Source organism: Nostoc sp. DSM 114160, assembly GCF_053470305.1.
On the sequence record NZ_JBPFGO010000002.1, the window covers coordinates 1,291,008 to 1,317,245 of the forward strand.

The window sequence follows — 26,238 nt, forward strand, 5'->3', positions numbered from 1 at the left end:
TGTTCTAGGAAGGTGTAGTAATGTTAGAAGAATTTGATGTCAGCAATCTTTCCTTGCTTGATTTATTCAACATGGAAGTCAAAGCTCAAGTTGTGGTATTGAACGATTGCCTGTTGGCACTGGAGACGAAGCCCGATCCCCAACCAGAACTGGCAGCTTTAATGCGGGCAGCCCATTGCATCAAAGGCGCTGCGCGAATTGTTCAAATCGATCCGGCTGTCAACCTTGCTCACATCATGGAAGACTGCTTTGTGGCGGCTCAAGAGGGAAAAGTTACCTTAACTGCCGATCGCATTGATGTGTTGCTGCAAGGGGTAGATATGCTCTTGCGTATCGCTCAAAGGGTTACAGCCAACCCAAATTTGCAGATGTTAGAAGATTTGGGCATTCAATCGTTGGTGAGTGCGATCGCTAATATCCTAACTCTAGAGGCAACCTCAAAAGAAATTCATCCCCTAATAACAACAGCACAGTTAGAAGACAACCAACAGACAACCCTTATTTCCCCATCCCCATTAGAAGAACTGGGCATCACCCAAAATCGGGCGGTGCGAATGAGTACTGAAAATTTGAATCGCTTAATGGGTTTAGCAGGAGAGTCTTTAGTTGAGGCGAATTTATTAGAACCATTTGCTAACTCTTTGCTGAAACTGAGAAGCAATCAAGGGGAATTGTCCAATCTACTGGAGAAGTTACAAGAGTTATTGGGCAACTATCATCTGAATGGGCAAATTAAAGAAACCTTGAGTGCAACTCATCAAAAAGCTCACGAATGTTACCAGATGATAAGCGATCGCCAAAACGAACTAGAACAATTTTCTCAGCGTTCTGCTAATCTTGCCCAGCGCTTATATCAGGAAGTTATTGCTACTCGAATGTGTTCCTTTGCAGATGGGGGACAGGGATTTCCGCGGATGGTGCGTGACTTAGCTAGACAATTGAGTAAACGGGTGAAACTGGAAATCGTTGGTAAGTCTACTTTGGTAGATCGAGATATTCTAGAACGTCTGGAAGCTCCCTTGACTCATATCCTGCGGAATGCGATCGATCATGGCATTGAATTGCCCCAGGAACGTCTAGTAGCAGGAAAGCCAGAAGAAGGAATTATTCGGATTGAAGTTACCCATCGCGCCGGAATGCTGTTTATCACGGTTGCAGATGATGGACGGGGAATCGATATCGAGTTTTTGCGCCAAGTTGTCATCGGCAAACAACTGACAAACCCGGAAATGGCAGCCCAACTTACTGAAGTTGAGTTGATGGAATTCTTATTTTTACCTGGTTTCTCCACAACCCAAACTGTCACTGAAATTTCGGGTAGAGGTGTGGGGCTGGATATCGCCCATAGCACAGTACGGGAAGTTGGCGGCACGCTGCGGGCGGTTTCTGTGTTGGGAAGAGGTATGACCTTTCACTTGCAGTTACCGTTGACATTATCTGTGATTCGCACTCTGTTGGTGGAAATTGCTGGCGAACCCTATGCTTTTGGACTGACACGCATTGAACAGGTGTTAATATTACCGAAGTCTAAGATTGCTGTATCGGAAAATCGCCCATTTTTCACGAGCAATAATCAACCTGTAGAGTTGATTTTAGCAAGTCAAGTTTTAGAGTTAGCCTCGCCTGCGGTAAATATAGAATCGTTATCAGTGATTGTGATTAGCGATCGCCTCAACCGTTATGGATTAGTTGTAGATCGGTTTTTGGGTGAGTGCAATTTGGTTGTCCGCCCCCTAGATCCCCGCCTTGGTAAAGTCGCCAACATTAGTGCCGCCGCCTTGATGGATGATGGTTCCCCGGTGTTGATTGTCGATGTTGAAGATTTGGTACGTTCCATTGCTAAGGTGTTTTCTAGCGGACAACTTTCTCAGGTAAATCAGTCTGCTCATCAGGCAATTACCAAAACTTACAAGCGAGTCTTAGTAGTAGATGATTCGATCACTGTGCGCGAAATGGAGCGCAAACTTTTGGAAAACAATGGTTACAAAGCTGAAGTGGCGGTTAATGGCATTGATGGTTGGAATGCAATCCGCAGCGGCGATTATGACTTGGTAGTGACAGATATTGATATGCCCCGAATGAACGGCTTTGAACTCACTAGCCAGATCAAAACTCATGCCAAGTTGAAGCAAACACCTGTGATTATCGTTTCTTACAAAGACCGAGAAGAAGACCGACTGCAAGGGTTAGAAGCAGGTGCAGACTACTATTTAACTAAGAGCAGCTTTCATGATGACACTCTATTAAAGGCGGTGATTGATTTAATTGGAGAGGCTTGATAATAATTTGTAATTCGTAATTAAGAAAGTAAGATTTTAGGACTAGCACTTTCAAGATGACGAACGAAGATACGTTGTTTCAGTGCTGCCATTTTGAATCCTCCGCTCAGATTTTGGGCTTTTTGAATGTTGAAATTAGCAATTTTCGTTTTAAATTTCACCACCTTGAAAGGGCTGAATCTAGGACTTAGGCATTGACAAAAAATTTCATCCATCTCCCTGTACTGTCTGTCTAGTAATCAGGATTCTTGCCGAATTTGGTTTCTGATAAAAAGTTGTTCTGCATTAAGTAGGATGATTAGTAGCCCTACAGATGCTCTGGCGATTGCCGGAGCTGCCCAGTTGTGATTCACCAGGTCGGGGATGGTTATAACAAGCATCAATGCAATGATGAATATTGGTAGAATCATCACAATATTCCGATCCCAAGCAGGTTGATCGCGCAGTCTGGCTTCGCTTCGTAGTACGCGATTACGCCAAAATGGAAAAGTACTTAGGACAGAGGTAAGGTATAACAGTCCAGCATTAATTAGCAGAATTGTTTTAAGGTTTGGAGCGATGTCAGAATTTCCAAAGAAGATCGCTGTTAGGCAAGCTCCCGCTGCTAGATACAGAAAAGTAAATAGGGTAAAGTGCTTCATTGGTTACTCTTTATGCTTTATAAACTGGAGTTTAGACTATATGGCAAAGGCATCTAAATTATATAAGACTAGCCCTTTCAAGGTGACGAACAAAGATACGTTGTTTCAGTGCTACCATTTTGAATCCTCCGCTCAGATTTTGGGCTTTTTGAATGTTGAAATTAGCAATTTTCGTTTTAAATTTCACCACCTTGAAAGGGCCGATCCTAGATTTAATCTGGGTTTCTATCTGTTGTATTTGTCGCGTTATTTTGGAGAAATGCCATAATTTGTGAGAATTGCGATCGCTAACGATATGTTCATGGCTGTAGAGGTACTGCGGCGAGCTGTGGTAAAAATCCCAGGTTACAAGCTGGCGTGGGTTGCTTACGATGGTGCGGAAGCTGTGAGTAAATGTGCGGCTGATACTCCTGACTTGATTTTGATGGATGTGCTGATGCCCAGTATGGATGGAGTAGAAGCTACACGGCACATTATGAGGCAATCTCCCTGCGCGATTGTGATGGTAACTGCTAGTGTTAATCGCTATGCAGCCAAGATTTTTGAAGCAATGGGCTATGGAGCCTTGGATGCCATCAATACGCCTATTTTAGGTGATGATGGGCTACTAAATAAAATTGCCACGATCGCCCGCTTAATTGGTAAATCTTCATATCGGCGATCGCCGCCTGTCCATCACTCAAAATCACTTCCACCTCTAATCGTTATCGGGGCTTCCACGGGTGGTCCCCAGGCATTGAAAACTATTCTCTGCCAATTTCCCCAAGACTTTCCTGCGGCTGTGGTTATTGTTCAACATATAGATGCCCAATTTGTCCAAGGTTTTGCCGCCTGGTTGAATGAGCAAATTCCTCTGCCTATGCAACTAGCGATCGCAGGTTCTACACCACAGCCTGGTAAAGTTCTGCTTGCTGGCACAAATCTTCATTTAGTGATGCGTCCCGACCCTCACCTTTGGCTATGACAAAGAACCACTACATTTTTTCTATCGTCCATCAATTGATGTTTTCTTCAAGAGTGTGGCTAAAAATTGGACTGGAAAGGGAATTGGGGCGTTGCTGACGGGGATGGGTGGAGATGGCGCTCAAGGCTTAAAACAATTGCGCGAAGCAGGTTGGCATACTATTGCTCAAGACTGCAAAACTTGCGTTGTTTATGGTATGCCGAAAGTAGCAGTGGAATTAAAAGCTGCGGTAGAGGTTTTGCCAATTGAGGCGATCGCATCAGTCTGCATCAAATTTACGGCAAAATGCTGAATTAATTAGTACTTTATTATACTTCTATAAAAATGTGTATATGAAAGCAGATACTTAAAACACCTTTACGAAGTATTGCAAAATACCAACCTTTTTAATTACTGAGATATAATTGCGACAATTGCAAACTAGTATATTTAACTTAGTAGTTTGTAGTATTGAAAACAAAGACCTATTTAGAGGTGCTAAATGAACCTGCAAGAAACAGCACTCTTAGAAATATCTCCAAAGACAGCAAGATTATCACCAAACTGGAGTCAACCACAAACTCCACAAGCTGCGCCATTTATTCTGGATACTAAAATATCCACAGTCAGGCTTTTGCTAATTGACGATCAAGTAATTATCAGCGAAGCCTTCCGTCGGATAGTTGCGACAGAAACAGATATTTCCCTTCACTACACAAGCAATCCAGCTAAAGCGATTCAAGATGCGATCGCCATAGAACCAACGGTAATCTTCTTGGATATGATCATGCCAGATATCGATGGATTAATGTTGCTGCGTTGGTTTCGCTCTCATCCAGTAACTCGTGATGTACCAATAGTCATGTTATCCAGTAAAGAAGAAGCAAAGCTCAAAGCAGAAGCTTTTACTGAAGGCGCTAATGACTATTTAATCAAATTACCAGATCCAGTTGAGTTAATTGCCCGCATTCGTTATCATTCCAAAGCTTACAGTAACCTCAAAGCACTCACTACTGCAACTGCTACTGCCCAACTTCAAGCACAACAGTTAGAAAATACCTTACGAGAATTACAAACTACCCAAGTTCAATTGATCCAGACAGAGAAAATGTCTAGCTTGGGTCGGATGGTTGCAGGTGTAGCCCACGAAATTAATAATCCTGTTAATTTTATTCACGGTAATTTTAATCATCTGAATAACCATGTAAACTGTCTTTTAAATTTAATCCAACTATATCAACAAGAACATCCAGATTCCTATTCTTTATTTGAAGAAAAATTTGGCGACTTTAATATTGATTTCATCAGCGATGATTTACCAAAAATTCTTTCATCTATGAGGATAGGAACCGACCGGATTCGTGATATTGTGCTGTCCCTAAAAAACTTTTCTAGACTCGACCAGTCAGATAAAAAAGCTGTTAATATTCATGAAGGAATTGAAAGTACTTTATTACTTTTAAATCATCGGCTACAACCGAAAATTGAGATTATTAAAAAATATGGAAATCTCCCACCAGTTCAATGTTATCCAGCACAACTAAATCAAGTATTCATGAATATCCTTAGTAATGGCATTGATGCGTTACTAGATCTGGATAATCAGATGCAAAAACAAATTGTAATTCAAACTGAAGTAACTAAATTAGAAACAGTCATAATTACATTTAGAGATAACGGTAATGGAATAGATTCCGAGATTCAAAGCAAGATATTCGATCCTTTTTTTACAACTAAACCTATTAACAAAGGAACGGGACTAGGTTTAGCAATTAGCCATCAAATTATTGAGAAACATCAGGGAAATATCCAGCTAAAGTCTGAACTTGCTCGTGGAACGGAATTTACGATCGAAATTCCAATAGCATTACCTGTTAATTATAAAAGCAACACTTGAATTAAGATTTCACCGGAGAATTATTCTCCAAGGTGTTTATTGATTTTTCAACAAAGTTAACTTATAAGTTAGTAAGTTTATAATTCACTTAAACGCGATCGCACTTTTTTATAGTAATCCATAATTCATCTCATCGAATCTTGATGATGAATTATGAATCATTTGTTACCGTTTGCCTGCATAGGATGAGTAACGCTAGTGTTAAAAGAAGTCGTCCAAAGCCAAACCCTCATCCCAGAAGTCGAATAGGAAGCTAGAATGGCAATTCCAAATAAACAAGTAAAATCTAATACTGATATTTTAGATAATAGACGCACCCAAACTCGCATCCAGGTTCGTATTCCTAAAGATTTGCATGAGGAACCAGTCATTTCACGACTGGTTTCTCACTATGGTATCACAGTCATTATTGCTACTGCGGAGATAAGCGCAAACGTGCCACAATATAGCTGCTTTGAGCTGGAACTACGGGGCACTGTTTCCCAGATTGAAAGTGCCTTGACTTACCTGGATGAACTGGATTTAGAAGTTCTGTACCAATCCAGCCCTGAAGAAGATGGTTGGTAGATTTAGTTAGGAGTTAGGAGTTAAAAAATTAATAACTTATAACTCCTAACTTTTAACTTTGTTTAAGCCATTTGATTTTCAATCGCCCACCGCGCTAGTTCAGTGCGATTGTGGAGATTGGTTTTGCCCAACATATTGGACACATGGCTTTCAACCGTGCGCTGACTAACATTGAGTTCTTCAGCAATTTCACGGTTAGCTAAACCCCTAGCAACAAACTGAACTACTTTCAGTTCGGTTGGGGTTAATTGCACATCGAAGGGAACCTGGATGCGGGAACCGTTTTCGCCTCCTTTTGCTTGGTGTTCTTTCCAACGGATAGTTTGTTTCAGCGAGGACTCAACTTGCGCTACGAGTTCTTCTGGTTCAAAGGGCTTGACCATATAAACATCAGCACCTTTGTTCAGACCTTTAACTCGGTCTGCACTTTGTCCCTTAGCTGAAAGGAAAAGAACCGGAATCCAGCTGGTGCGTTCGTTTTGCCGGACTTGTTCCACAAAAGTATATCCGTCCATTTCCGGCATCATCACATCGCAGATGATCATGTCTGGAACATCTTGCTCTAAAATTTCCAGAGCTTCACGTCCATTTTCAGCGGTGATGACTTCATATCCCCGGAATTCTAAGTAATCCTTCACCAGCAAGATGAGGTTAGGGTCATCATCAATCAATAGAAGTCGTTTGTGATCTTTCATGCTGGGCTCTTTCATAGCAGTGGCACTTGTCGCGCTTCGGTCCATCAAAGTCTTGAATATTTATCCTCGTATGGTGGGTTATTCGAGATGTTGTCCTTTTTCCTACTTAACTTGCCTTTGCTGTCTCGAAGTCTCAAAAATGCCGAGCACTTTCAATAGACTAGTAGCTCGATAGCAAAAGTCCAGCAAGGATACGTATAGCAGTAGTATCTATAATGCGCTATTATATATCGCTTTGAAAGGGGCGGGGTAAAAAACACTGATTAAATAATAATCTTTCGGACTCACAAGTAAGTATTGGCTTAAAGATGACCCTACCTCAAAACCAACCCGCACTTTCTTAAAGCCTACTGCTATACCATATCCTTTCGTTGTTAAGCCTCTATGAGGTGTTCACAAGAAACTAAGGAAGTTTCAGGCAAAAGATGGATTGAAAACGCATATTCTTCTACCACCTTATTACCTATTCAGTGTTCTCGGACGATCCGCAGAGTAACTTCCGGGTTTGCTTGGCGATACCAGACACCATCAGGGTAAATCACCATTATGGATCTAGAACCAGAAACACGCAAGCAGTTGGCTTTAGTTTTATAGACGCAAATAGAATAACTTTAGTACGGCTCATCGAGTTTTAAATCTTTAAGTCGCTTTTTTAAGTAATTCCAGAATTCCAGACTAGCTCGTTTTGAGCAGCAATTGCCTGGTCAGCGCAAATAAAAATGTCTCGCTGAATTTTTGCAAGTCCTAAACTTTCTACACAATTACTTAGGGTCTTATGTTCTAAAGATTGAGTTTTTTTAGGAATTTGATGGTTGGACTGGATCGCTGTCACTGTATTGTTACTCATCGAGCGGCTCCCTGATTACAGTTCTATAACAATTTGCAAGCTTTGCAAATAAAGTTGACTGAGAAGGGGAGTGGGGAATGGGGAAAAATTCTTATAACTCCTAACTCTTAACTTTTGTACAGACGCGATTAATCGCGTCTCTACTCTTAACTTCCCACCCCCTACTCTCTTCGTAACTTACAGAACAAAACCCGCAAGGTATAAATAATTAAGCATTTATACTTAAGTACATCTATGACCTTCTAGTTCGGGAACCCGTACTCAAGGCATTCTTGCCATTGAACGCCAGTTTTCGGTAAATTAGCACTCAGGAGTTGAGAGTGCTAAACTCTGGAGAGGAGAAAATAATTATGGCAGCTTTATCTCTAAGCGTTTCTACAGTTAAACCTTTAGGCGATCGCGTTTTTATAAAAGTGAGCGCCTCTGAGGAAAAGACCGCAGGTGGTCTGTATTTGCCCGATACCGCCAAGGAAAAGCCCCAAGTAGGGGAAGTAGTGGCTCTTGGCCCTGGCAAGCGCAATGACGATGGAAACCGTCAGGAATTGGAAATTAAAGTTGGCGATAAGGTGCTGTACTCTAAGTACGCTGGCACTGACATCAAGCTCGGCACTGAAGAATATGTACTGCTTTCTGAAAAAGATATTTTAGCAGTTGTGATCTAATTGTCATTAGTCACTGGTCATTAGTCATTAGCCAATGACAAAGGACAAAAGACAAAGGACAAAGGACAAAGGACAAATGACAAAGGACAAATAATATGGCAAAGCGCATTATCTACAACGAAAACGCCCGTCGCGCCCTAGAGCGAGGCATTGACATCCTGGCTGAGTCTGTAGCTGTTACCCTTGGCCCTAAAGGTCGTAACGTAGTCTTAGAAAAGAAATTTGGCGCACCGCAAATCGTCAATGATGGTGTAACGATCGCCAAAGAAATCGAATTAGAAGACCACATTGAAAACACTGGTGTAGCTCTGATTCGTCAAGCTGCTTCTAAGACCAATGATGCAGCGGGCGATGGTACTACCACCGCTACCGTTTTAGCTCATGCGATCGTCAAAGAAGGCTTGCGGAACGTTGCAGCTGGTGCTAACGCAATTTCCCTCAAGCGTGGTATTGACAAAGCTACTGGCTTCCTTGTAGACAAAATTGCTCAACACGCCCGTCCAGTGGAAGATTCCAAAGCCATTGCCCAAGTTGGTGCGATCTCGGCTGGTAACGACGAAGAAGTTGGTCAGATGATTGCCCAAGCAATGGACAAGGTGGGCAAGGAAGGCGTAATTTCCCTAGAAGAAGGGAAATCTATGTTCACCGAGTTGGAAATCACTGAAGGGATGCGCTTTGATAAAGGCTACATCTCTCCTTATTTCGCTACCGATGCTGAACGGATGGAAGCGGTTTTTGATGAACCTTTCCTACTGCTAACTGATAAGAAAATCGCTTTGGTACAAGACCTTGTACCAGTGTTAGAGCAAGTAGCTCGTGCTGGTCGTCCTTTGGTAATTATCGCCGAAGATATTGAAAAAGAAGCTTTGGCAACCTTGGTAGTAAATCGTTTACGCGGTGTACTTAACGTGGCTGCTGTTAAGGCTCCTGGCTTTGGCGATCGCCGCAAAGCTATGCTAGAAGACATCGCTGTTTTAACTGGCGGTCAACTAGTTACCGAAGATGCTGGTTTGAAGCTAGATAACACCAAGCTGGATAGCCTGGGTAAAGCTCGCCGGATCACCATCACCAAGGACAACACCACAATTGTTGCTGAAGGTAACGAAGCTGCTGTTAAGGCTCGTGTCGAACAGATTCGTCGTCAAATCGAAGAAACCGAATCTTCTTACGACAAAGAGAAACTGCAAGAGCGTCTTGCTAAACTCTCTGGTGGTGTCGCTGTAGTGAAAGTGGGTGCAGCGACCGAAACCGAAATGAAAGACAAGAAACTGCGCCTAGAAGACGCTATCAACGCCACCAAAGCTGCTGTAGAAGAAGGTATCGTTCCTGGTGGTGGTACAACTCTGGCTCACTTGGCTCCCGACTTGGAAGACTGGGCAAAGAGCAACCTTAAGGATGAAGAGTTGATTGGTGCTTTGATTGTGGTTCGCGCCTTACCCGCACCTCTGAAGCGGATTGCTGAAAACGCTGGTCAGAATGGTGCTGTGATTGCTGAACGCGTCAAAGAGAAGGATTTCAGCATTGGCTACAACGCTGCAACCAACGAGTTTGTTGATTTGTTAGCTGCTGGTATTGTTGACCCTGCTAAGGTGACTCGTTCTGCTCTGCAAAACGCTGCTTCCATCGCTGGTATGGTGTTGACAACCGAATGTATTATCGTTGACAAGCCTGAGCCTAAAGATGCCGCTCCTGCTGGCGCTGGCGCTGGTGGTGGCGACTTCGATTACTAATACGTAGTTAGATAATTTGTTAAAACGGCTGCTTCCCTTGTGGAGGCGGCTGTTTTTTTGTGTCAAGAGAAGAGGAAGATGGTGAGTTACGACAACGTTTGTAAATATTTAGCTGAACAGTACCCAGCCGAGTTTGTGCGTTGGTTGCTTGGGATAGAGGTGCAACAAATTGAAGTCTTAAAAACGGAGCTCACGCTTGAGCCAATTCGCGCCGATTCGGTGACATTTTTGTAGGCGGCTAACCAAATTTTGCACATTGAATTTCAAACTTTGGCAAAATCTAATCCGGCGCTTAATTTCCGAATGCTTGATTATTCTGTGAGATTGAAGCGTCAATACCGTTGTTCTGTAGTGCAAGTGCTAATCTTTTTGCAGGAAACTACTAACGAAATGGCTTTTACTGAAGAATATCGGGACAACACAACGATTCACCAATATCAGGTTGTTCGTCTTTGGGAGCAAGATTCAACACTATTTTTAGTTAATTCGGCGCTGTTACCATTAGCAAGTTTGGCACGAACTGACTCACCGCAAACTTTACTGGCACAAGTAGCTGAACAAATCGCTACAATTCCAGATAGAGAGGAGCGACAAAATATCGCGGGTTGTATAGAAATTCTGGCGGGTTTGCGGTTTGATAAGGATTTGGTTCGGCAATTTTTGCGGGAGGATATTATGAAAGAGTCTGTAATTTATCAAGATATTGTTCAAAAAGAAGCGTTGAAATTGATTAGTCGTCTACTTAAACGGCGCTTTGGTGATATTGATGGATCATTAGTTGAGCAGGTTCGGAATTTATCTGCTGAACAGTTAGAGGAGTTGGGAGAGGAACTGCTTGATTTTTCTGAAATTGCTGATTTGATAGCTTGGTTAGAGCAGCAATAGAAAAATTAATAAAAACAATTTACTTATAAAGCCGCATATTTTATAACTTGTACGATCACCCTTAATAAATTTTTAATTTGTGATGTGTCCATTTGTTTACTTAACTCTCTGAATCACTTCTTGAGCGAAATCTTTTAGAGAGTCATACAAATCACCATATTTTTGCTTATATGTCAACTTCTCTCCAAAATCCAAATTTTTAGCTAATTGCGCTCTTTCAGCAATTTTAGTTTTAAATACTGATGGAAAATCAGAGTTATTCATAATCAACTCAACCAATTGATTTTCATTAGCTCTAGATACATTAAATCTAGATATTAAAGTTCCTAAAGATTTTAAATTATGTCCATTTTCATTATTAAACTTTTTAATATGTCTTAGGATTAATCTTAATCCACCAATTGACATACGGTTAGGGGTACAAGGCAAAATACAAAAATTGCTGGCTAAAAATGCACTTTTAATTGTTTTGTTAATTGTTGGTGGGCAATCAATCAAAACATAATCATAATTTTTGGATAGAATTTTTAGAAGTTCTTTTAGTAAATCAATCGGTTTTAATCCTAGATTATAATAAAATCCTTCAGGTAATTCTTCTTGAATTTCAAATAATATAGGACTGCTAGGTATAAGGTGCAAAGATTTAAATTTAGCTTTTATATTAGAAATATCTCGTTTAGCTATAAAGTTCTCGTTATCCAAATTCTCTAAATAATCTTTAGGTTGTTTAAATAAATAAGGTAAAGTCAACTTATTCCTTTCAAATTGGCTAAACCATACATCTTCTGACATTAAAATATTCGTTAAATTACACTGAGGATCAAGGTCAATAACCAGCACTCGCTTACCATACATTGTATCGCCTGCTAAATATTCCGCTAATGCCATGACGATGGTAGTTTTGCCAACTCCACCCTTGAGGTTACAAATACTTATCACTTTAGCTGTCATAATTTCTGGTAGATTGACGCATTTTATGAGCTACAGTTCTATGCTTCCCTGAAAATATGCCCAACTAACAGGTTCATTTTTACTTTTACATCAAAACCTATGAGCCAAATTAATCCTGAAACAACCCCCTTACATACGTTAAACCCACTCAATCGATTTTCTGACAGAGCAGAGGATTATGTAAAATATCGACCAAACTATCCCGCAGATGCAATTGATATTATCTTGAAAGGATTAGGTGAAAATTCACAACTCATAGCAGCAGATATTGGTGCAGGTACAGGAATTGCTTCAAGATTGTTAGCTGAACGGGGGGTTAATGTCATCGCCATAGAACCAAACGCGGCGATGCGAGAAGCTGCTAAACCACATTCTTTGATTGAGTTCCGTGATGGAACAGCAGAATTTACCCAACTACCTGATAATTCAGTTGATTTAGTTACTTGTTTTCAAGCTTTCCACTGGTTCAATCCCGAACCAACTTTATTGGAATTCCACCGCATTTTAAAACCATCAGCACGCTTGGCTGTGGTGTGGAATAATCGCGATAAAGAAGATGCATTAACTACAGAATATAGCCGAATAGTCCGCGAAGCATCTAATAATCATCCAGCAGAATCTCGAATGCAGTCGGTAGAGCCATTGTTAGTAACTCCCTATTTTATTAACATCCGTGAATATAATTTTACTTATAGACAACAGTTAGATTTAACTGGACTTATTGGCCGAGCAATGAGTGTTTCTTACCTTCCGCGTGAAGGCTTGGGATATGAACAGCTTATTGATAATTTTCAAGAATTATATCAGCGCTTTCGCGATCGAGATGGTTTTATCTATATGGTCTATCGTACTAGCGTACACCTTGGTGAAGTAATTTCAAAATAAAAATGGGAATCATAATAAGTAGGGTGCGTTAATTCACTCTCAATAAATATCAGGATTCATATGGCACAACCAAAATATGAAGGTTATTGTGAATGCATTCCTACCAAATTAGTCAAAGAAAAGTTTGGAGATGTTAATGTTTTTGCACAAAATGCGAAATCGCTCTTAACAAAAGCTACTGGTTTTATTGGTAATTATGATTTTACTCTAAATCCTTACAGGGGATGTCAATACGGTTGTAGCTATTGCTATGCTGCTGCATTTACCCCTAATGCTCAAATGCGCGAAGATTGGGGTAAATGGGTAATTTTTAAGGAAAATTCTGCTGAAGTTTTAGCGAAAGAATTAAAAAAGTGGTATGAAAAAAATCCCCAAAATCCTCCTAGTATATACATGAGTAGCGTTACCGATCCTTATCAACCACTTGAGTCTAAACATCAATTGACTCGTCGATTGTTAGAAGTAATGCTTGATGTGGGGATTGACGGTTATCCTACTCCAACTTTGGTGATTCAAACTCGTAGCCCAATTATTACTAGAGATATTGATTATTTACAACGATTTAAACGATTGCGAATTAATATGAGCATTCTCACTGGTAGCGAATTAGTGAGGAAAGATTTTGAATTGCGATCGCCTAGTATTAAAGCTAGACTAAATGCTATCACTAAAATTAAACAAAGTATTGATTATTATAAAGGTTTTCTTCCTAAAATTTCTATCACAATTACCCCTCTACTTCCTACTTTACCAACAGATGAAGCTGCTTTTATTGATAAACTAGCCATCGCCGATAGGATTGTAATTCAAGCTTTTCATTCTAGCGATCGCCGTTCTCTCATCGCCTCAACTCGTAAAGAAGCTGAAGAAATTAAGCAAAAATACGCTTGGTGGTATGAAAATGAGAAATTAAGCTATATGAAATTTAAGGAAAAGTTAGTTTCTCAGCTTCAAGGTGTAGAAATTATGGAAGGTAAACAGGGATTTGGTTATGAATAATCCTATCGTCAATTGGTGGCGAAGTCAACAGTTCAAATTATCTTTAAAACGTGGAGATGTCCGACGTGCAGTCAAACTCTTACAAGAGATTCAAAAATCAGGTGCAAGATTCTCATGGTTAGAAAAACTATTTAGGGATAAACTTCAACTTGAACGTTATTCCCAAGAGTACAAATTACAAACAGAAACTTTAACTAAACAACTAACAGAAACGTCTCAGCAAAAAGATAATTTCATCTTAATGCCAGATGAAGAATTTGTTAAATATATCCATAAAGTTTTTAATTTAATTCAGCATGATGAATATAAACTGCAATCTACTGCTATTGATGAACGGATATTTGATGATTTTGAATCAAGGCTAGTTGAATATCTCAAAGAAGAATTTAGTAAAATTCCTGATAAACAGTTATTTATTAAGTTAGAAGACGCTCTTGAGGATATTAATAACTTAAAAAATGGACAAGATCCAGACTATCGTTTTAGTCTAACTCCTCATGTCTACTTTATGAAGTATTTTTTAGAAAATGTATATTGTATATATTTAGCTTGGTTTCTCATTTACCAAGATGCTTTACTACTAAGTAAGGTTAATATCCTTGATATTGCAGCAGGCCCAGGAACAGTTGCTTATGGTTTAGCTTTATTTCTTCAAAGTAGTAGTGGTTTTTTTGATATACCACAAATGCACATATCTTACTACTCTTTAGAAAAACAAGATGCTTTCCAGTTTCGGGGACTTCAGTTTTGGCGACGATATATAGAGTCGCGCCTAACCGCAGTAAATGCTTATTTCCGTTTTGTTACTACTGATATTTTTAATTGGAAAACTCAATCTAATAATCTACCCAAAGACTTTTTCGACTTTATAGTAATTTCCCACTGCTTCTTTATAGATCCAGCTAAGAGGGTTGAGGCTAATAATACGTACAAGCAAATATTTGCCACAAGCTTAAAAAGTTCAGGTTATATTCTACTAATTGTGCAAGATAAAAAGTTATTTAAAATTTACGATGTTCACCAAGTTGAAAACCAAGAGCAAGAAAAAAACGTAGTGAATAAATTTCTGGCAGAATTGGGATTAGAGTTTGTGTGGTATAGATATCTAACCTCAACAGGTTTAAGAACACCTTTGTCCATTGCTGAATTTGGTAAATTTGCTCGAGAAAAGTTACCAAAACAACTGTATATGAGTCCAATACTCAAAAAGTATTTGGGTCAAAAGCATCAGTTACACTATACATTAGATGATTATATAATTTTGGCGGAAAAGTCATAATAAATTGCAAGTAAAGAGTAAAGAATGCATTAAAAAAATATAAGATATCTGAACTTGAACCTTGAATTTATAAATGACCTGCAACTCACAAATAGCAGAAGGTTGGCATGGCAAACTTAATTTAGTCTATGCCGATCGCCAGGACACAACCCAGTTAATTTACGATCGCCATCAAGCACCCCTAAAGGTACAGCGCCCATTTTACCCAGAAGGGGGAAAAGTTTGTCATAGCGTCATTTTACACACAGCTGGGGGAATGGTGGGAGGCGATCGCTTATCCTCTAACATCCACCTCCAAACCCAAGCCCAAACCCTAATCACTACAGCTGCTGCAAGCAAGATATATCGCAGCAATGGCTTACAAGCCAGACAAATCATCCAAATGGAAGTTGATGCTGGTGCTTGTTTGGAGTGGTTGCCGCAAGAGACAATTTTATTTAACGACGCGATTTATCGGCAAGATTTACGGGTAGAATTAGCAACCGGGGCTAGCTTTTTAGGCTGGGAAATTACCCGATTTGGTCGCAGTGCTAGAGGAGAAAAATTCTTGCAAGGAGAATGGCGATCGCACACGGAAATATGGCAACAAGGTATTCCCTTATGGATCGATCGGCAATGGTTATGGGGTAGTGAAGAAACTTTTCACAGTCCCCACGGCTTGGCTGGAAAACCAATAGTAGGTAGTCTAGTTTGGGTTGGTGGTGCAGTTTCAGCAGAGATTGTCGAAAAAACGCGAAATTTATGGGGCGGGGAAGGTGAAGCGGGTGTTAGTCGATTACAACATGGATTATTGTGTCGATATCGCGGTGCTTCTACATCTGAGGTGAGAAACTGGTTTATTGATGTTTGGCAATTGCTGCGAGTTTCTTTTTTGAATCGTGGTAATTATATACCAAGAGTGTGGCAGCTTTGAACGAACCACGAAGGCGCGAAGGACGCGAAGGAAAAGGCAAGAATGCAACTTACGCCGCAGGAAAAAGATAAGCTATTAATTTTTACTGCTGCTTTATTAGCAGAAAGACGTAAAGCAAGGGGTTTAAAACTGAATTATCCTGAAGCAGTTGCTTATATTTCTGCTGCCATTTTAGAAGGTGCAAGGGATGGGCAAACTGTAGCTGAATTGATGAGTTATGGTACAACTCTATTGACGCGGGATGATGTCATAGAAGGAATATCAGAAATGGTACATGAAGTGCAAGTAGAAGCTACTTTTCCTGATGGAACAAAGTTAGTGACAGTACATAATCCAATTCGTTAATTTTGTAAATTTTAATTTATTATGATTCCTGGAGAAATTATCACACCAGCAGGTGAAATTGAACTAAATGTTGGTCGTCCAACTATAAAATTGCAAGTTTCAAATACAGGCGATCGCCCCATACAAGTTGGTTCCCACTATCACTTTTATGAAGTCAACACCGCCTTAAACTTTGACAGAGAACAAGCGCGAGGAATGCGCCTCGATATCCCCGCAGGAACCGCAGTTCGCTTTGAACCAGGCGACGAAAAACAAATAACTCTAATCCCCCTCGTTGGTACTCGCCAAGTCTACGGCTTCAACGCCAAAATTAACGGAAACCTCTAAAAACCCTCTGCGTACCTCTGGGCTTCCCTTTGCGTCCCTTTGCGTTAAAAAAAAAGGATTTTATATGCCTTACAGAATGGATCGCCGCGCCTACGCCGAAACCTACGGCCCAACAATAGGCGATCGCATCCGACTTGCAGATACAGAATTATTTATTGAAGTTGAACAAGATTTCACCACCTACGGCGATGAAGTGAAATTTGGCGGCGGTAAAGTCATCCGCGATGGGATGGGGACAATCCCCCATTTCTAATGCCGATGGTGCTGTAGATTTAGTAATTACTAATGCCTTAATTCTCGATTGGTGGGGTATTGTCAAAGCAGATATTGGCATTAAAGATGGCAAGATTTTCAAAATTGGTAAAGCCGGGAATCCTTATATTCAAAATAATATAGATATTATTATCGGCCCCGGAACCGAAGCCTTAGCAGGGGAAGGAATGATTCTCACTGCTGGTGGTATCGATGCCCATATTCATTTTATTTGTCCCCAACAAATTGAAGTTGCGATCGCTTCTGGAATTACCACCATGATCGGCGGTGGTACTGGCCCGGCTACGGGTACAAATGCCACTACCTGCACCCCCGGCCCTTGGAATATTTACCGAATGTTGCAAGCTGCTGATGCTTTTCCCGTCAACTTAGGATTTTTGGGTAAAGGTAACGCCAGTCAACCCCAAGGACTTGTAGAACAAGTAGCCGCCGGTGCAATGGGATTAAAACTTCATGAAGACTGGGGAACTACACCCGCGGCAATTGATACTTGCCTCAGCGTTGCCGATGAATATGATGTGCAAGTAGCTATTCATACTGATACCCTGAACGAAGCCGGATTTGTTGAAGATACGATCGCCGCTTTCAAGAATCGTACCATCCACACCTACCACACCGAAGGCGCAGGTGGCGGACACGCACCAGATATCATCAAAGTTTGCAGCCATGCCAATGTTCTGCCATCTTCTACCAATCCCACACGCCCTTACACCCTCAACACCTTAGACGAACATCTGGATATGTTGATGGTATGCCATCACCTCGATCCTGCGATCGCTGAAGATGTTGCTTTTGCCGAATCTCGCATCCGTCGGGAAACCATTGCTGCTGAAGACATTTTGCACGACTTAGGCGCATTTAGCATGATTTCTTCCGACTCCCAGGCGATGGGAAGAGTGGGCGAAGTGATAATTCGCACCTGGCAAACATCTCACAAAATGAAGGTGCAACGGGGAACTCTTAACCCACAAGGAAGTGAGCAACAAGCAGACAACTTTAGAGCCAAAAGATATGTTGCTAAGTATACGATTAACCCAGCGATCGCTCACGGAATTGCTGAATATGTCGGTTCAGTGGAAGAGGGAAAATTAGCAGATTTATGTTTGTGGCGTCCGGCATTTTTTGGCGTCAAGCCAGAAATAGTGATTAAAGGGGGAATGATTGCATGGGCGCAAATGGGCGATGCTAACGCCAGTATTCCCACACCGCAACCAGTGTATATGCGATCGATGTTTGGTAGTTTTGCAGGGGCGCGTCATGCTACATCGTTAACTTTTGTTTCCCAAGCAGCTTTAGAGAAAGAAATTCCTAATCAGCTAGGTTTAAAAAAGTCAGCAGTTGCAGTTTCTGGAACACGCCAATTGAGTAAGCAGGATATGAAGCTAAATGATGCACTACCACACATTGAAGTTGATCCAGAAACCTATGAAGTCAGGGCAGATGGTGAGTTGCTGATTTGTGAACCTGCGACAGTTTTACCAATGGCGCAGAGGTACTTTTTGTTCTAATTCACTCATTGGTAACAAGTAATAACAAAGTATTCTCAATTTCCTGTTTTACTTCACGGCTTACATAACAATCGCTATTCAGGCAATCTATAAGCAGCTTATTAGCATCATAATAACTTTGCAAAAGCTTTATTTGTGCATCGTTGAATTGCCAATTATGACCAATATTGCGATACTCAATCATTAATTTTCTTAACTTATCAATCCAAGATTGCCTCTTATTTTTTAGGTTTAGATGATTTTTTTGTCTATTTTCAAATATTTGATATATTTGTTTTTTAAGCTGATAGATTGAGTTTTTTAAATTCTTATCTTTGGCGTAAGTATAGGCATATTCAAGAATTTGAAGTAGTTCTTCATTCAAGGTTGTTATATATTTTGTAGATAAAGATAAATTAATATTATTAGAGCTACGATGCCGTATAAATTCAAGATTAAAAGTGCGGTCAAGATTACATGCTAAATTTAACGCTAAAACAAGATAACGATCGAGAGCAAGTTCCTTAGATTCAGAAATTATAGAAATAAAATTATGATATTTATTTATTGCAAGAGAAGTATGAAAAGCAGAAATAAGGCTTGCATTGGTGGCAAGATTACAGCCATGATAAATTCCCTGATCTAGGCTATCAGTATGACCTTGCGAGACTACAAGAACAGAAAACAGATCGTAATCTAAAGTAAGATAGAAAGTCCAAACAGCAAATGGTTCAAAAGAAGAAATAGTAGAAGATTTTTGACTTACCCAAGACAGAAAATTCTTTATATCATTATCATCCGGTTTCATTAAACTGATTTTCTGCTTCATGAGTAACAATAGTTCATCAGCTTTTCTCATCATACCTATAGTAAGTAAAAATATTTCACGCCAATCTTTATCATTGATATAGCGTAATAGCTTTTCAAAGGCAGAATTAGTAACAATTTCTCTTGCTGCAAAATATGCCTGAAGTGTCCTGCTAGAAAAACCATAGATACCTTGTGCCCTTTCTACCAGTAGCCCATGCTGGGCTGCAATAGACTTCAAAACCGCTTGACTATCTTGTTCTAATTTCTTTGGCTCATTAGAAGTCTCATCTAAGCCTTTAATAAAGTTAGCTATATATATCTCAACCGTTTTTTGCTTAAAGAAATAGTCTTTCTGCTCAAAAGTAGTCAAGGCGATTTGACTCAGCAAATCTTCCTTACGTTGCAAAGAAAGGTTTTTATAAACTTGATCGCGCTCAATGTTGCGTTTAGCATCCCATTTTTTCAGCAATATGTCTAAACCTTCTTTATAAGGTTCAGAACGATTTGCTGGGAAATCTGCGCTTTCGCCCAATACCAAACAAAGCAAAGTCAATAATAATGGACTGCTAGCCAGTTCTTTAATTGGCTCGTTATCCTCAAGTTTGTACATAAATCTTTCAGCTTTTACTGGATCGCTTAACTGGAACCAGTTTTGAGCAAAAATGGCGATTTGCTCCTCGTCAAAATCTGCCACTTCCACCTCTGTAAACCTTTCAAAGGTGTATTCTTTGGCAGCTATCCGACAGGTAATGACAAACTGATTAGTATAAAACTGATCGGAAATATCTCTAATTTGCCTTAAGACACGCTTCGTATCTTCTTCTCGGACTTCATCCAAGCCATCTAATAAAACCAATACCTTACCCTGTCTCAAAAGCTGGTTTGCCTTAACGCTGGCATTGAATACTCCACAACTTGATAATTGTTGAGCAATATATTTCAATACATCTGGCTGTTTGAGCGCTTCTGCAAAGTCCTTGAGGGTGATAAATAAAGGAACTCGGTTTGTTAAAAACTGCCCTTCAATGCACTGCATCGCCAAATACTTCAAAAACGTGGTCTTCCCTGCTCCAGGTTTTCCTAAAACCATCAGCTTACTGTAGCGTTGCACCACTTCTAGTCCCGATACTCGCTTCTCTTTTATTCGCCTGAGTCCAAAGCGATCAAAGTGTTCTGGATCGCAGTTTTGCAACAGTTCAGGAATATCCAGTCGCCTGCGTCCCCTGTGATTTTCTCCAGAATGTTGACGTTGGTATAGATGCCTCGCTCTCCAGTTAATTCAATTGGCTGGGGCATATCCAGCACGCGCATGGTTCCACATTTTTCTTTAATGCTGGGTTTAACCTTTTCGCGGATTTCTTGAACTAGAACATCAACGTCATCCTCTGCAATATCAATAGTTGAGCTACCCGAAGGTTTGTGCTGCAAATATCGCTTTTGGAGATACTCCAGCAAGCGGGTTTCTTTCACAGGCCCACTGCCATTGATACAGAATTTCTTGTAAATCCCCGTTAGACAACTGCTGAGATTGCTATCAGAGATGTTGAACGTTTGTGTAACTTGAACTCGACTCTTGCCACTACTGAAGATTTCCAAAAAGACTGCCTTTTCTCGGTTTGACAATTCGCTGTATTGCTCTAGTTGTGTTAGGAAGTCTTTTGGTAACGACATATACCTAGTGTGAAATCGCCTTAAAGTTCAGTCTAGCTCGCATTTGCAGAGATTTGCGGTAAGTCACGAGATGTCAAGACAAGTCAATGTAAATCACTACAAGTCAAATAAATAACTACAAAACAAAATTGCGACATTTAACTCAGTCAAGCAACTGAGGCGATCGCAATGTTAGAAATATTAATTACTCTGATTCTCAAGAAATCTATTGAAGTTATCCTAGTGCTATTGCTGAAAAAAATCTGGGCATGGCTGCTGAGGGATGAAAGCTTCCAATGTCTCAACCACTTTCTGAAAATGCAGATTCTTATACTCTATCTTGATTGGATTTTGCTCAAAACATCTCTAAAGTCTCTGCCTGAGCCAACAAAAGAGAACGATTCACACACATATAGCTAGACAAATTGTTACAAATACAGCTAGCCTTATCAAAAATTTACTTTTACCCCGTACCTTGCATCTATATGACTTCACAATCTTCTCGCTCTGACAAAATTCTGGTTGTTGATGACTCTCCTGATAACGTGTTTTTGATTAAAACTATTTTGGAGGAAGAAGGTTACACCATTAGCACCGCTGAAAATGGAATTTCGGCCTTGGCAGAATTGAAAGCTTCTCCTTGTGATTTAGTTCTGCTGGATCTGATGATGCCAGGTATGGACGGGTACGAAGTCACTAAGCACATTCGTGGAGAGATGAAATTGCCGCAATACATCCCCATATTGTTAATAACTGCCCACGATGCGCCCAACGTCGCCCACGGACTAGACTTGGGTGCTGATGATTTTATCCGCAAACCTGTAACAGTAGACGAATTGCTGGCACGAGTGCGATCGCTCCTACGTTTGAAGCATAGTATGGATGAACGTGATGAAATTGCTCGTCAGCGAGAAGATTTTGTCTCCCGCCTCACCCACGACTTACGCACTCCCTTAGTAGCTGCCGATCGCATGTTGATGCTATTTCAGCAAGGCGCGTTGGGAACATTATCAACGCAAATGCAGGAAGTAATCGCCATCATGGCCCGTAGCAATATCAACCTGCTTTCTATGGTCAATACCTTATTGGAAGTTTATCGTTTTGAAGCGGGTCGTAAAAGTTTGGCGTTTCAACCGGTTAATCTAAGACAACTGCTAGATGAAGTGACTGGAGAATTGGCACCCTTAGCTCAAGATAAAAAACTCTCTCTAAATTTGGACGTTACTGAAGAATCAAGCACAAACACAGTGATGGGCGATCGCTTGGAACTGCATCGTCTATTTACCAATCTTATCGGAAATGCGATCAAATTTACCGACTCCGGGTCTATTACTATTCGTTTTACTTCTCAACGCCAGTTCAACAAAAGTAATCAATCTCAGTTCTCTCAAACATCCAATTCCGTTGACTACATTAGAATTGAGATAGCGGATACTGGCCCAGGTATTCCCCCTGAAGAACAAGCCACTATATTTGAACGATTTCGCCAAGGCAGTCATAAAAGTTCTGGTAGTGGCTTAGGATTGTATCTTTCTCGTCGAATTGTCGAGGCACATCAAGGTATTATTCTGCTTAATTCCGAGTTGGGCAAAGGTAGTATATTTAGTGTACTTCTACCCACCAAAGCAGGAAAAAACTAGTAATTATAAATTATGAATTATAGAGTTTTTTATCCTAGTAATTCATGATTTATAAATTTACTACTAACTAAAGATAATTTAACCTAAAAAAACTAACTTAGAAAATCAAACGCTAACAATTGAATAATTAAAGATGCTGAGATAATAGTATTAGGATTAAATAGTTTTTGATAGGAGAAAACAATGATTACTACTGAATTATCTAACATTGGCAATATTATCCAGAGTCAGCGAGAGTTTTTTCAAACGGGCAAAACTAAAGATGTAAATTTTCGCATTGAACAACTGAAAAATCTTAAGCAAGCAATCATTGAGCATGAACAGTCAATAGTTGAGGCATTAAAAGCGGATTTACATAAACCAGAAGTAGAAACTTATCTTACAGAAATCAGCGTAATTAAGGATATTGATTACGCCATCAAACATCTTCAAAACTGGACTAAACCCCAAAAAGCAGCGGTTTCCTGGGATTTTTTTTCCTACTCAGCGAAAATTTATCCAGAACCATTAGGGGTTGTCTTAATCATCGGCCCTTGGAACTATCCATTTCAGTTAATTATCTCACCGTTAATAGGTGCGATCGCAGCCGGGAATTGTGCAATTATCAAACCTTCAGAAATTGCTTCTCACACGTCTGATGTTATTGCTAAGATTATTGCCAAACATTTTGACCCTGCTTATCTTGCAGTGGTTGAAGGAGGCGTGGAAGTAAGTCAAAAACTACTTGCAGAAAAGTTTGACCATATCTTTTTTACTGGTGGTACAGCCGTCGGCAAAATCATTATGGCAGCAGCAGCAAAATATCTCACACCAGTAACTTTAGAATTGGGTGGTAAAAGTCCTTGTATTGTAGATACTGACATTAATCTTGAACACACTGTCAGACGGATTACTTGGGGCAAATTTATTAATGCTGGACAAACTTGTATCGCCCCCGACTATCTTTTAGTGAATAAAAAAATCAAAAAAGATTTAATAGATGGTCTGGAAAAATCTTTAAAAGAATTTTATGGCGAGAATCCAGCAAGCAGTCCTGATTATGCCCGGATTATCAGTGAAAAACACTTTGAGAGATTGGTTAGTTTTCTCAAAGACGGTGAAGTTGTTATCGGTGGAGAAAATCAACCTTCGGAGCGTTATATTGCCCCAACACTGATTGATAATGTCTCGCTAGAAGATTCTGTAATGCAAGAAGAAATTTTTGGGCCTATTCTACCGATCATTGAATATACTGACATTACAGAAGCGATCGCCTTGATTAACTCTAGACCCAAACCCTTGGCGTTATACTTATTTTCTCAAGATAAAAACCTACAAAAGCGAGTTTTGCAGGAAACTTCCTCTGGTGGAGTCTGTATTAACGACACAGTTATGCAGGTTGGTGTCTCGTCTTTACCATTTGGTGGAGTGGGAGATAGCGGTATTGGCAACTATCACGGCAAAGCTAGCTTTGACACCTTTTCCCATAAGAAAAGTGTATTGCAAAACTCCTTCTGGCTCGATTTAAAATGGCGATATGCTCCATATCAGGGCAAATTGCCGCTAATCAAGAAACTTCTGGGTTAAAAAAAGTTAGGAGTTATGAGTAATGAATTTTTAACTCTAAATTCCTAACTCCTAACTTCTAACTCTTAACTATTAATTATTAGAACCCAAAAGCGTTGCTGTAACGCTCCTCAGCCCAAGGTTCACCACGGCGATGGTAGCCATTGCGCTCCCAAAAACCAAGTTCTTCAACAGCTAAAAATTCCAAACCATTAATCCACTTAGCACTTTTCCAAGCGTAGAGGTGGGGTACAACTAGCCGCATCGGCCCACCGTGTTCAGATGGAAGGGTCTTCACCAAAGACTTTAAAAGCAAAGAAGTTTTCTTCGCGCAGAAAATCTTCTACAGAAATATTGGTGGTGTAGCCGCCATAGCAGTGTTCCATAACGTGGGCTACTTTCGGGTCTAATTCAATCAGACTCATGAAATCTGTAACTTTAATGCCAGTCCATTTGACATCAAGTTTAGACCAGCGCGTTACACAGTGAAAGTCTGCTGTGAATTCGTGTTGAGGTAGCGCCATAAAATCTGACCAACAAAAGGTAGCAGATTTTGCTAAACCCCAAACTCGAAACTCCCATTCCTCAGTGCTAACTTGGGGAGTTTCACCGTAAGTTAATACGGGAAAACCTTTAGCTAAGTGTTGACCAGGAGGAACGCGATCGCTTTCTTCTTTGCCTGGTTTCTGAAAAAATTTTCCTAGCATAGTTAGAGAAAAATAAGTTTTCTCAAAATGTTTACAAGCTTTTTTGCTGAGTTGCCAACAGTATCAGATGTTTTACTCTTTATATGAACTCTTGAATGATAGGTAATGGGTAATGGATATTTCCAATTACTCACTACCAATTTTTTTCGATCTAATGAGCTGATGTAGAGTGTCTATGATTCATAATGCAATCAGGAAAGCTAAGAAAAAGCATTTATCTAGCGATCGGAAGTTTGATTGTTGAGTTTGGCAATCAAATCTATCGGTGCTGTTCGTGCTTTTCCTGACTGAGAAATTATGATTCTTCTTCCTCTTCTTCAGCAGCTGGATAAACAAATGTAGAACGTCCACTCAAAATTGACTTGCCCAGAGATAGGGCTTTCTGAGCTTCAACGACGGCTTTATGCCTCCAGGTAGCTCGACGTTTATCTCGTTTTGATTTGGAAGTTTTCTTCTTAGGAACAGCCATGTCAGCAGATATCGCGATTCTTGACAACCTTCTTATTCTAGGCCATCCACTGACGCCAAAGACAACAGTTGAGTCAGGAATAAGTAAGTTGGGTTAAGACTGACGCAAGGACGCAAGGTTCCGAGCCAAAAAAGCTTTGGCTCGGACTTCTAGTTCAATCCGTCATTTTGGCGTTGACACAGCGCTAGCTGCTGGAACTTGATTAGAGTTATTTTCAAAGAAAAGTAAAGATCGCGCAGTTTTGAAGTAAGTGGCCCAGTTTTGAGCATCAGGACGCGATCGCCATTGAGGACGACTGACATCTAATGTCAGGACTGGTGCGATCGCTCCATAATTTTGTACGGACACAATGATGGAAACATCTGTCACCAAGATATCTTGGTCGAAGCTCCTTTGAGCAGCTGCTCTAGCGACCGCTTCCGCCCTCCTGAGAACGGTTTCATAGTTTTCTTCCGGCAGGCGGTCAATAGCTAGATCGACTCTAGCGGTGTAAGCTCGCACAAGCTGCGGTGCGATCGCTTCCATCAAAAACCACGCAGGAACAGTAGATATGAGCAAAACTACTAAAGGAATTATCCGGATTCTTCTGGCAATTTGGCTAATAACTGAAAAGGGAGCGAGCGATGATGGTAGGTGAGCAGAAATTTTGCTCATGACCTTCTATCTCCTTAGTAACGATCTGTTATTGAAATTAGGTAAAGGTATTTTTCCGGCTAATTAACGTAATAAAAATTACATTCTAACTTAAGATTCGATCGGAATCACCTAGACTATAAGACATAGGTTAGCTTTGTTTTTTTGGCAAAGCCAAC

At 40.3% G+C, this 26,238-nt stretch carries 23 protein-coding genes and 3 pseudogenes; 17 read left to right on the forward strand and 9 right to left on the reverse strand.

The features are described from left to right. Positions 1-20 precede the first annotated feature (20 nt). Complete coding sequence (locus NSTCB13_RS22680; RefSeq protein WP_448273875.1) at positions 21-2,279, forward strand: hybrid sensor histidine kinase/response regulator; 2,259 nt, start codon at positions 21-23, stop codon at positions 2,277-2,279. Between the two features lie 239 nt (positions 2,280-2,518). Here the strand turns inward: NSTCB13_RS22680 and NSTCB13_RS22685 are convergent, their stop codons facing one another. Continuing rightward, positions 2,519-2,920, reverse strand: a complete 402-nt coding sequence (locus tag NSTCB13_RS22685) for a hypothetical protein (protein ID WP_448273877.1) — start codon at positions 2,918-2,920, stop codon at positions 2,519-2,521. A gap of 271 nt (positions 2,921-3,191) precedes the next feature. On the opposite strand from NSTCB13_RS22685, the gene NSTCB13_RS22690 reads away from it, so the two are divergent. The 4 genes from NSTCB13_RS22690 to NSTCB13_RS22705 all read left to right on the forward strand — a co-directional run bounded on the left by NSTCB13_RS22690 (position 3,192) and on the right by NSTCB13_RS22705 (position 6,327). Next, on the forward strand, positions 3,192-3,884 hold the full coding sequence (locus NSTCB13_RS22690) for a chemotaxis protein CheB (RefSeq protein ID WP_448273878.1): 693 nt from the start codon (positions 3,192-3,194) through the stop codon (positions 3,882-3,884). Positions 3,885-3,939: 55 nt separating this feature from the next. Further along, a complete protein-coding gene (locus NSTCB13_RS22695) occupies positions 3,940-4,176 on the forward strand; it encodes a chemotaxis protein CheB (RefSeq protein WP_448273880.1) in 237 nt (78 codons plus the stop codon). A gap of 189 nt (positions 4,177-4,365) precedes the next feature. Beyond that, positions 4,366-5,760 (forward strand): ATP-binding protein, encoded by a 1,395-nt coding sequence (locus NSTCB13_RS22700; protein ID WP_448273882.1) that lies wholly within the window; start codon positions 4,366-4,368, stop codon positions 5,758-5,760. Between the two features lie 258 nt (positions 5,761-6,018). Further along, positions 6,019-6,327, forward strand: a complete 309-nt coding sequence (locus NSTCB13_RS22705; protein ID WP_445630666.1) for an NIL domain-containing protein — start codon at positions 6,019-6,021, stop codon at positions 6,325-6,327. A 62-nt stretch (positions 6,328-6,389) separates the two neighbouring features. On the opposite strand, the gene NSTCB13_RS22710 is transcribed toward NSTCB13_RS22705, so the two are convergent. Together NSTCB13_RS22710 and NSTCB13_RS22715 are read right to left on the reverse strand one after the other, a co-directional pair. Continuing rightward, positions 6,390-7,067 (reverse strand): response regulator transcription factor, encoded by a 678-nt coding sequence (locus tag NSTCB13_RS22710; protein ID WP_012407592.1) that lies wholly within the window; start codon positions 7,065-7,067, stop codon positions 6,390-6,392. 607 nt (positions 7,068-7,674) lie between these two features. Beyond that, positions 7,675-7,869 carry a hypothetical protein gene (locus tag NSTCB13_RS22715; protein WP_322697804.1) on the reverse strand — a complete coding sequence of 65 codons (195 nt, stop codon included), beginning with the start codon at positions 7,867-7,869 and terminating at the stop codon, positions 7,675-7,677. Between the two features lie 350 nt (positions 7,870-8,219). Here NSTCB13_RS22715 and groES point away from each other — a divergent pair, with 350 nt between their 5' ends. From groES to NSTCB13_RS22730, 3 genes and pseudogenes are all read left to right on the forward strand, one after another. Beyond that, the gene (gene groES, locus NSTCB13_RS22720) at positions 8,220-8,531 is read left to right on the forward strand and encodes a co-chaperone GroES (protein ID WP_335185436.1); all 312 of its coding nucleotides are present in this window, start codon (positions 8,220-8,222) and stop codon (positions 8,529-8,531) included. Between the two features lie 95 nt (positions 8,532-8,626). Next, positions 8,627-10,261, forward strand: coding sequence for a chaperonin GroEL (gene groL, locus NSTCB13_RS22725; protein ID WP_448273884.1), 1,635 nt, complete (start codon positions 8,627-8,629; stop codon positions 10,259-10,261). Positions 10,262-10,342: 81 nt separating this feature from the next. Further along, a pseudogene (locus NSTCB13_RS22730) lies at positions 10,343-11,146 on the forward strand (Rpn family recombination-promoting nuclease/putative transposase). Positions 11,147-11,242: 96 nt separating this feature from the next. On the opposite strand, the gene NSTCB13_RS22735 reads toward NSTCB13_RS22730, so the two are convergent. Further along, on the reverse strand, positions 11,243-12,097 hold the full coding sequence (locus NSTCB13_RS22735) for a ParA family protein (RefSeq protein WP_448273885.1): 855 nt from the start codon (positions 12,095-12,097) through the stop codon (positions 11,243-11,245). A 99-nt stretch (positions 12,098-12,196) separates the two neighbouring features. Here NSTCB13_RS22735 and NSTCB13_RS22740 point away from each other — a divergent pair, with 99 nt between their 5' ends. The 7 genes and pseudogenes from NSTCB13_RS22740 to ureC all read left to right on the forward strand — a co-directional run bounded on the left by NSTCB13_RS22740 (position 12,197) and on the right by ureC (position 18,626). Next, the gene (locus tag NSTCB13_RS22740; RefSeq protein ID WP_448273886.1) at positions 12,197-12,982 is read left to right on the forward strand and encodes a methyltransferase domain-containing protein; all 786 of its coding nucleotides are present in this window, start codon (positions 12,197-12,199) and stop codon (positions 12,980-12,982) included. Between the two features lie 60 nt (positions 12,983-13,042). Beyond that, entirely contained in the window at positions 13,043-13,981 is a 939-nt protein-coding gene (locus NSTCB13_RS22745; protein WP_448273887.1) for a radical SAM protein, read from the forward strand. Beyond that, the gene (locus tag NSTCB13_RS22750) at positions 13,974-15,260 is read left to right on the forward strand and encodes a photosystem II assembly protein (RefSeq protein ID WP_448273888.1); all 1,287 of its coding nucleotides are present in this window, start codon (positions 13,974-13,976) and stop codon (positions 15,258-15,260) included. The genes NSTCB13_RS22745 and NSTCB13_RS22750 overlap by 8 nt, the downstream gene beginning before the upstream one ends. Before the next feature lie 73 nt (positions 15,261-15,333). Continuing rightward, positions 15,334-16,173 carry an urease accessory protein UreD gene (locus NSTCB13_RS22755; protein ID WP_448273889.1) on the forward strand — a complete coding sequence of 280 codons (840 nt, stop codon included), beginning with the start codon at positions 15,334-15,336 and terminating at the stop codon, positions 16,171-16,173. Positions 16,174-16,215: 42 nt separating this feature from the next. After that, positions 16,216-16,518: an urease subunit gamma gene (gene ureA, locus NSTCB13_RS22760; protein ID WP_448273890.1), complete on the forward strand. Its 303-nt coding sequence runs from the start codon at positions 16,216-16,218 to the stop codon at positions 16,516-16,518. A gap of 21 nt (positions 16,519-16,539) precedes the next feature. After that, positions 16,540-16,845, forward strand: a complete 306-nt coding sequence (locus NSTCB13_RS22765; RefSeq protein ID WP_448273891.1) for an urease subunit beta — start codon at positions 16,540-16,542, stop codon at positions 16,843-16,845. 64 nt (positions 16,846-16,909) lie between these two features. Beyond that, a pseudogene (ureC, locus tag NSTCB13_RS22770) lies at positions 16,910-18,626 on the forward strand (urease subunit alpha). Position 18,627: 1 nt separating this feature from the next. On the opposite strand, the gene NSTCB13_RS22775 reads toward ureC, so the two are convergent. Both NSTCB13_RS22775 and NSTCB13_RS22780 read right to left on the reverse strand, forming a co-directional pair. After that, positions 18,628-20,607: an NACHT domain-containing protein gene (locus NSTCB13_RS22775; protein ID WP_448273892.1), complete on the reverse strand. Its 1,980-nt coding sequence runs from the start codon at positions 20,605-20,607 to the stop codon at positions 18,628-18,630. Then, positions 20,556-21,086: a hypothetical protein gene (locus NSTCB13_RS22780; RefSeq protein ID WP_448273893.1), complete on the reverse strand. Its 531-nt coding sequence runs from the start codon at positions 21,084-21,086 to the stop codon at positions 20,556-20,558. Before NSTCB13_RS22780 ends, NSTCB13_RS22775 begins: the two co-directional genes overlap by 52 nt. A 464-nt stretch (positions 21,087-21,550) precedes the next feature. On the opposite strand from NSTCB13_RS22780, the gene NSTCB13_RS22785 reads away from it, so the two are divergent. Beyond that, the gene (locus NSTCB13_RS22785; protein WP_448273894.1) at positions 21,551-22,705 is read left to right on the forward strand and encodes an ATP-binding response regulator; all 1,155 of its coding nucleotides are present in this window, start codon (positions 21,551-21,553) and stop codon (positions 22,703-22,705) included. Between the two features lie 183 nt (positions 22,706-22,888). Further along, a complete protein-coding gene (locus NSTCB13_RS22790; RefSeq protein ID WP_448273895.1) occupies positions 22,889-24,271 on the forward strand; it encodes an aldehyde dehydrogenase in 1,383 nt (460 codons plus the stop codon). 79 nt (positions 24,272-24,350) lie between these two features. Here NSTCB13_RS22790 and NSTCB13_RS22795 read toward each other — a convergent pair. The 3 genes and pseudogenes from NSTCB13_RS22795 to NSTCB13_RS22805 all read right to left on the reverse strand — a co-directional run bounded on the left by NSTCB13_RS22795 (position 24,351) and on the right by NSTCB13_RS22805 (position 26,080). Further along, a pseudogene (locus tag NSTCB13_RS22795) lies at positions 24,351-24,957 on the reverse strand (sulfite oxidase-like oxidoreductase). 295 nt (positions 24,958-25,252) lie between these two features. Next, entirely contained in the window at positions 25,253-25,426 is a 174-nt protein-coding gene (gene rpmF / locus NSTCB13_RS22800) for a 50S ribosomal protein L32 (protein WP_445630650.1), read from the reverse strand. Between the two features lie 162 nt (positions 25,427-25,588). Next, the gene (locus NSTCB13_RS22805; protein WP_094348614.1) at positions 25,589-26,080 is read right to left on the reverse strand and encodes a hypothetical protein; all 492 of its coding nucleotides are present in this window, start codon (positions 26,078-26,080) and stop codon (positions 25,589-25,591) included. Positions 26,081-26,238: the final 158 nt, after the last annotated feature.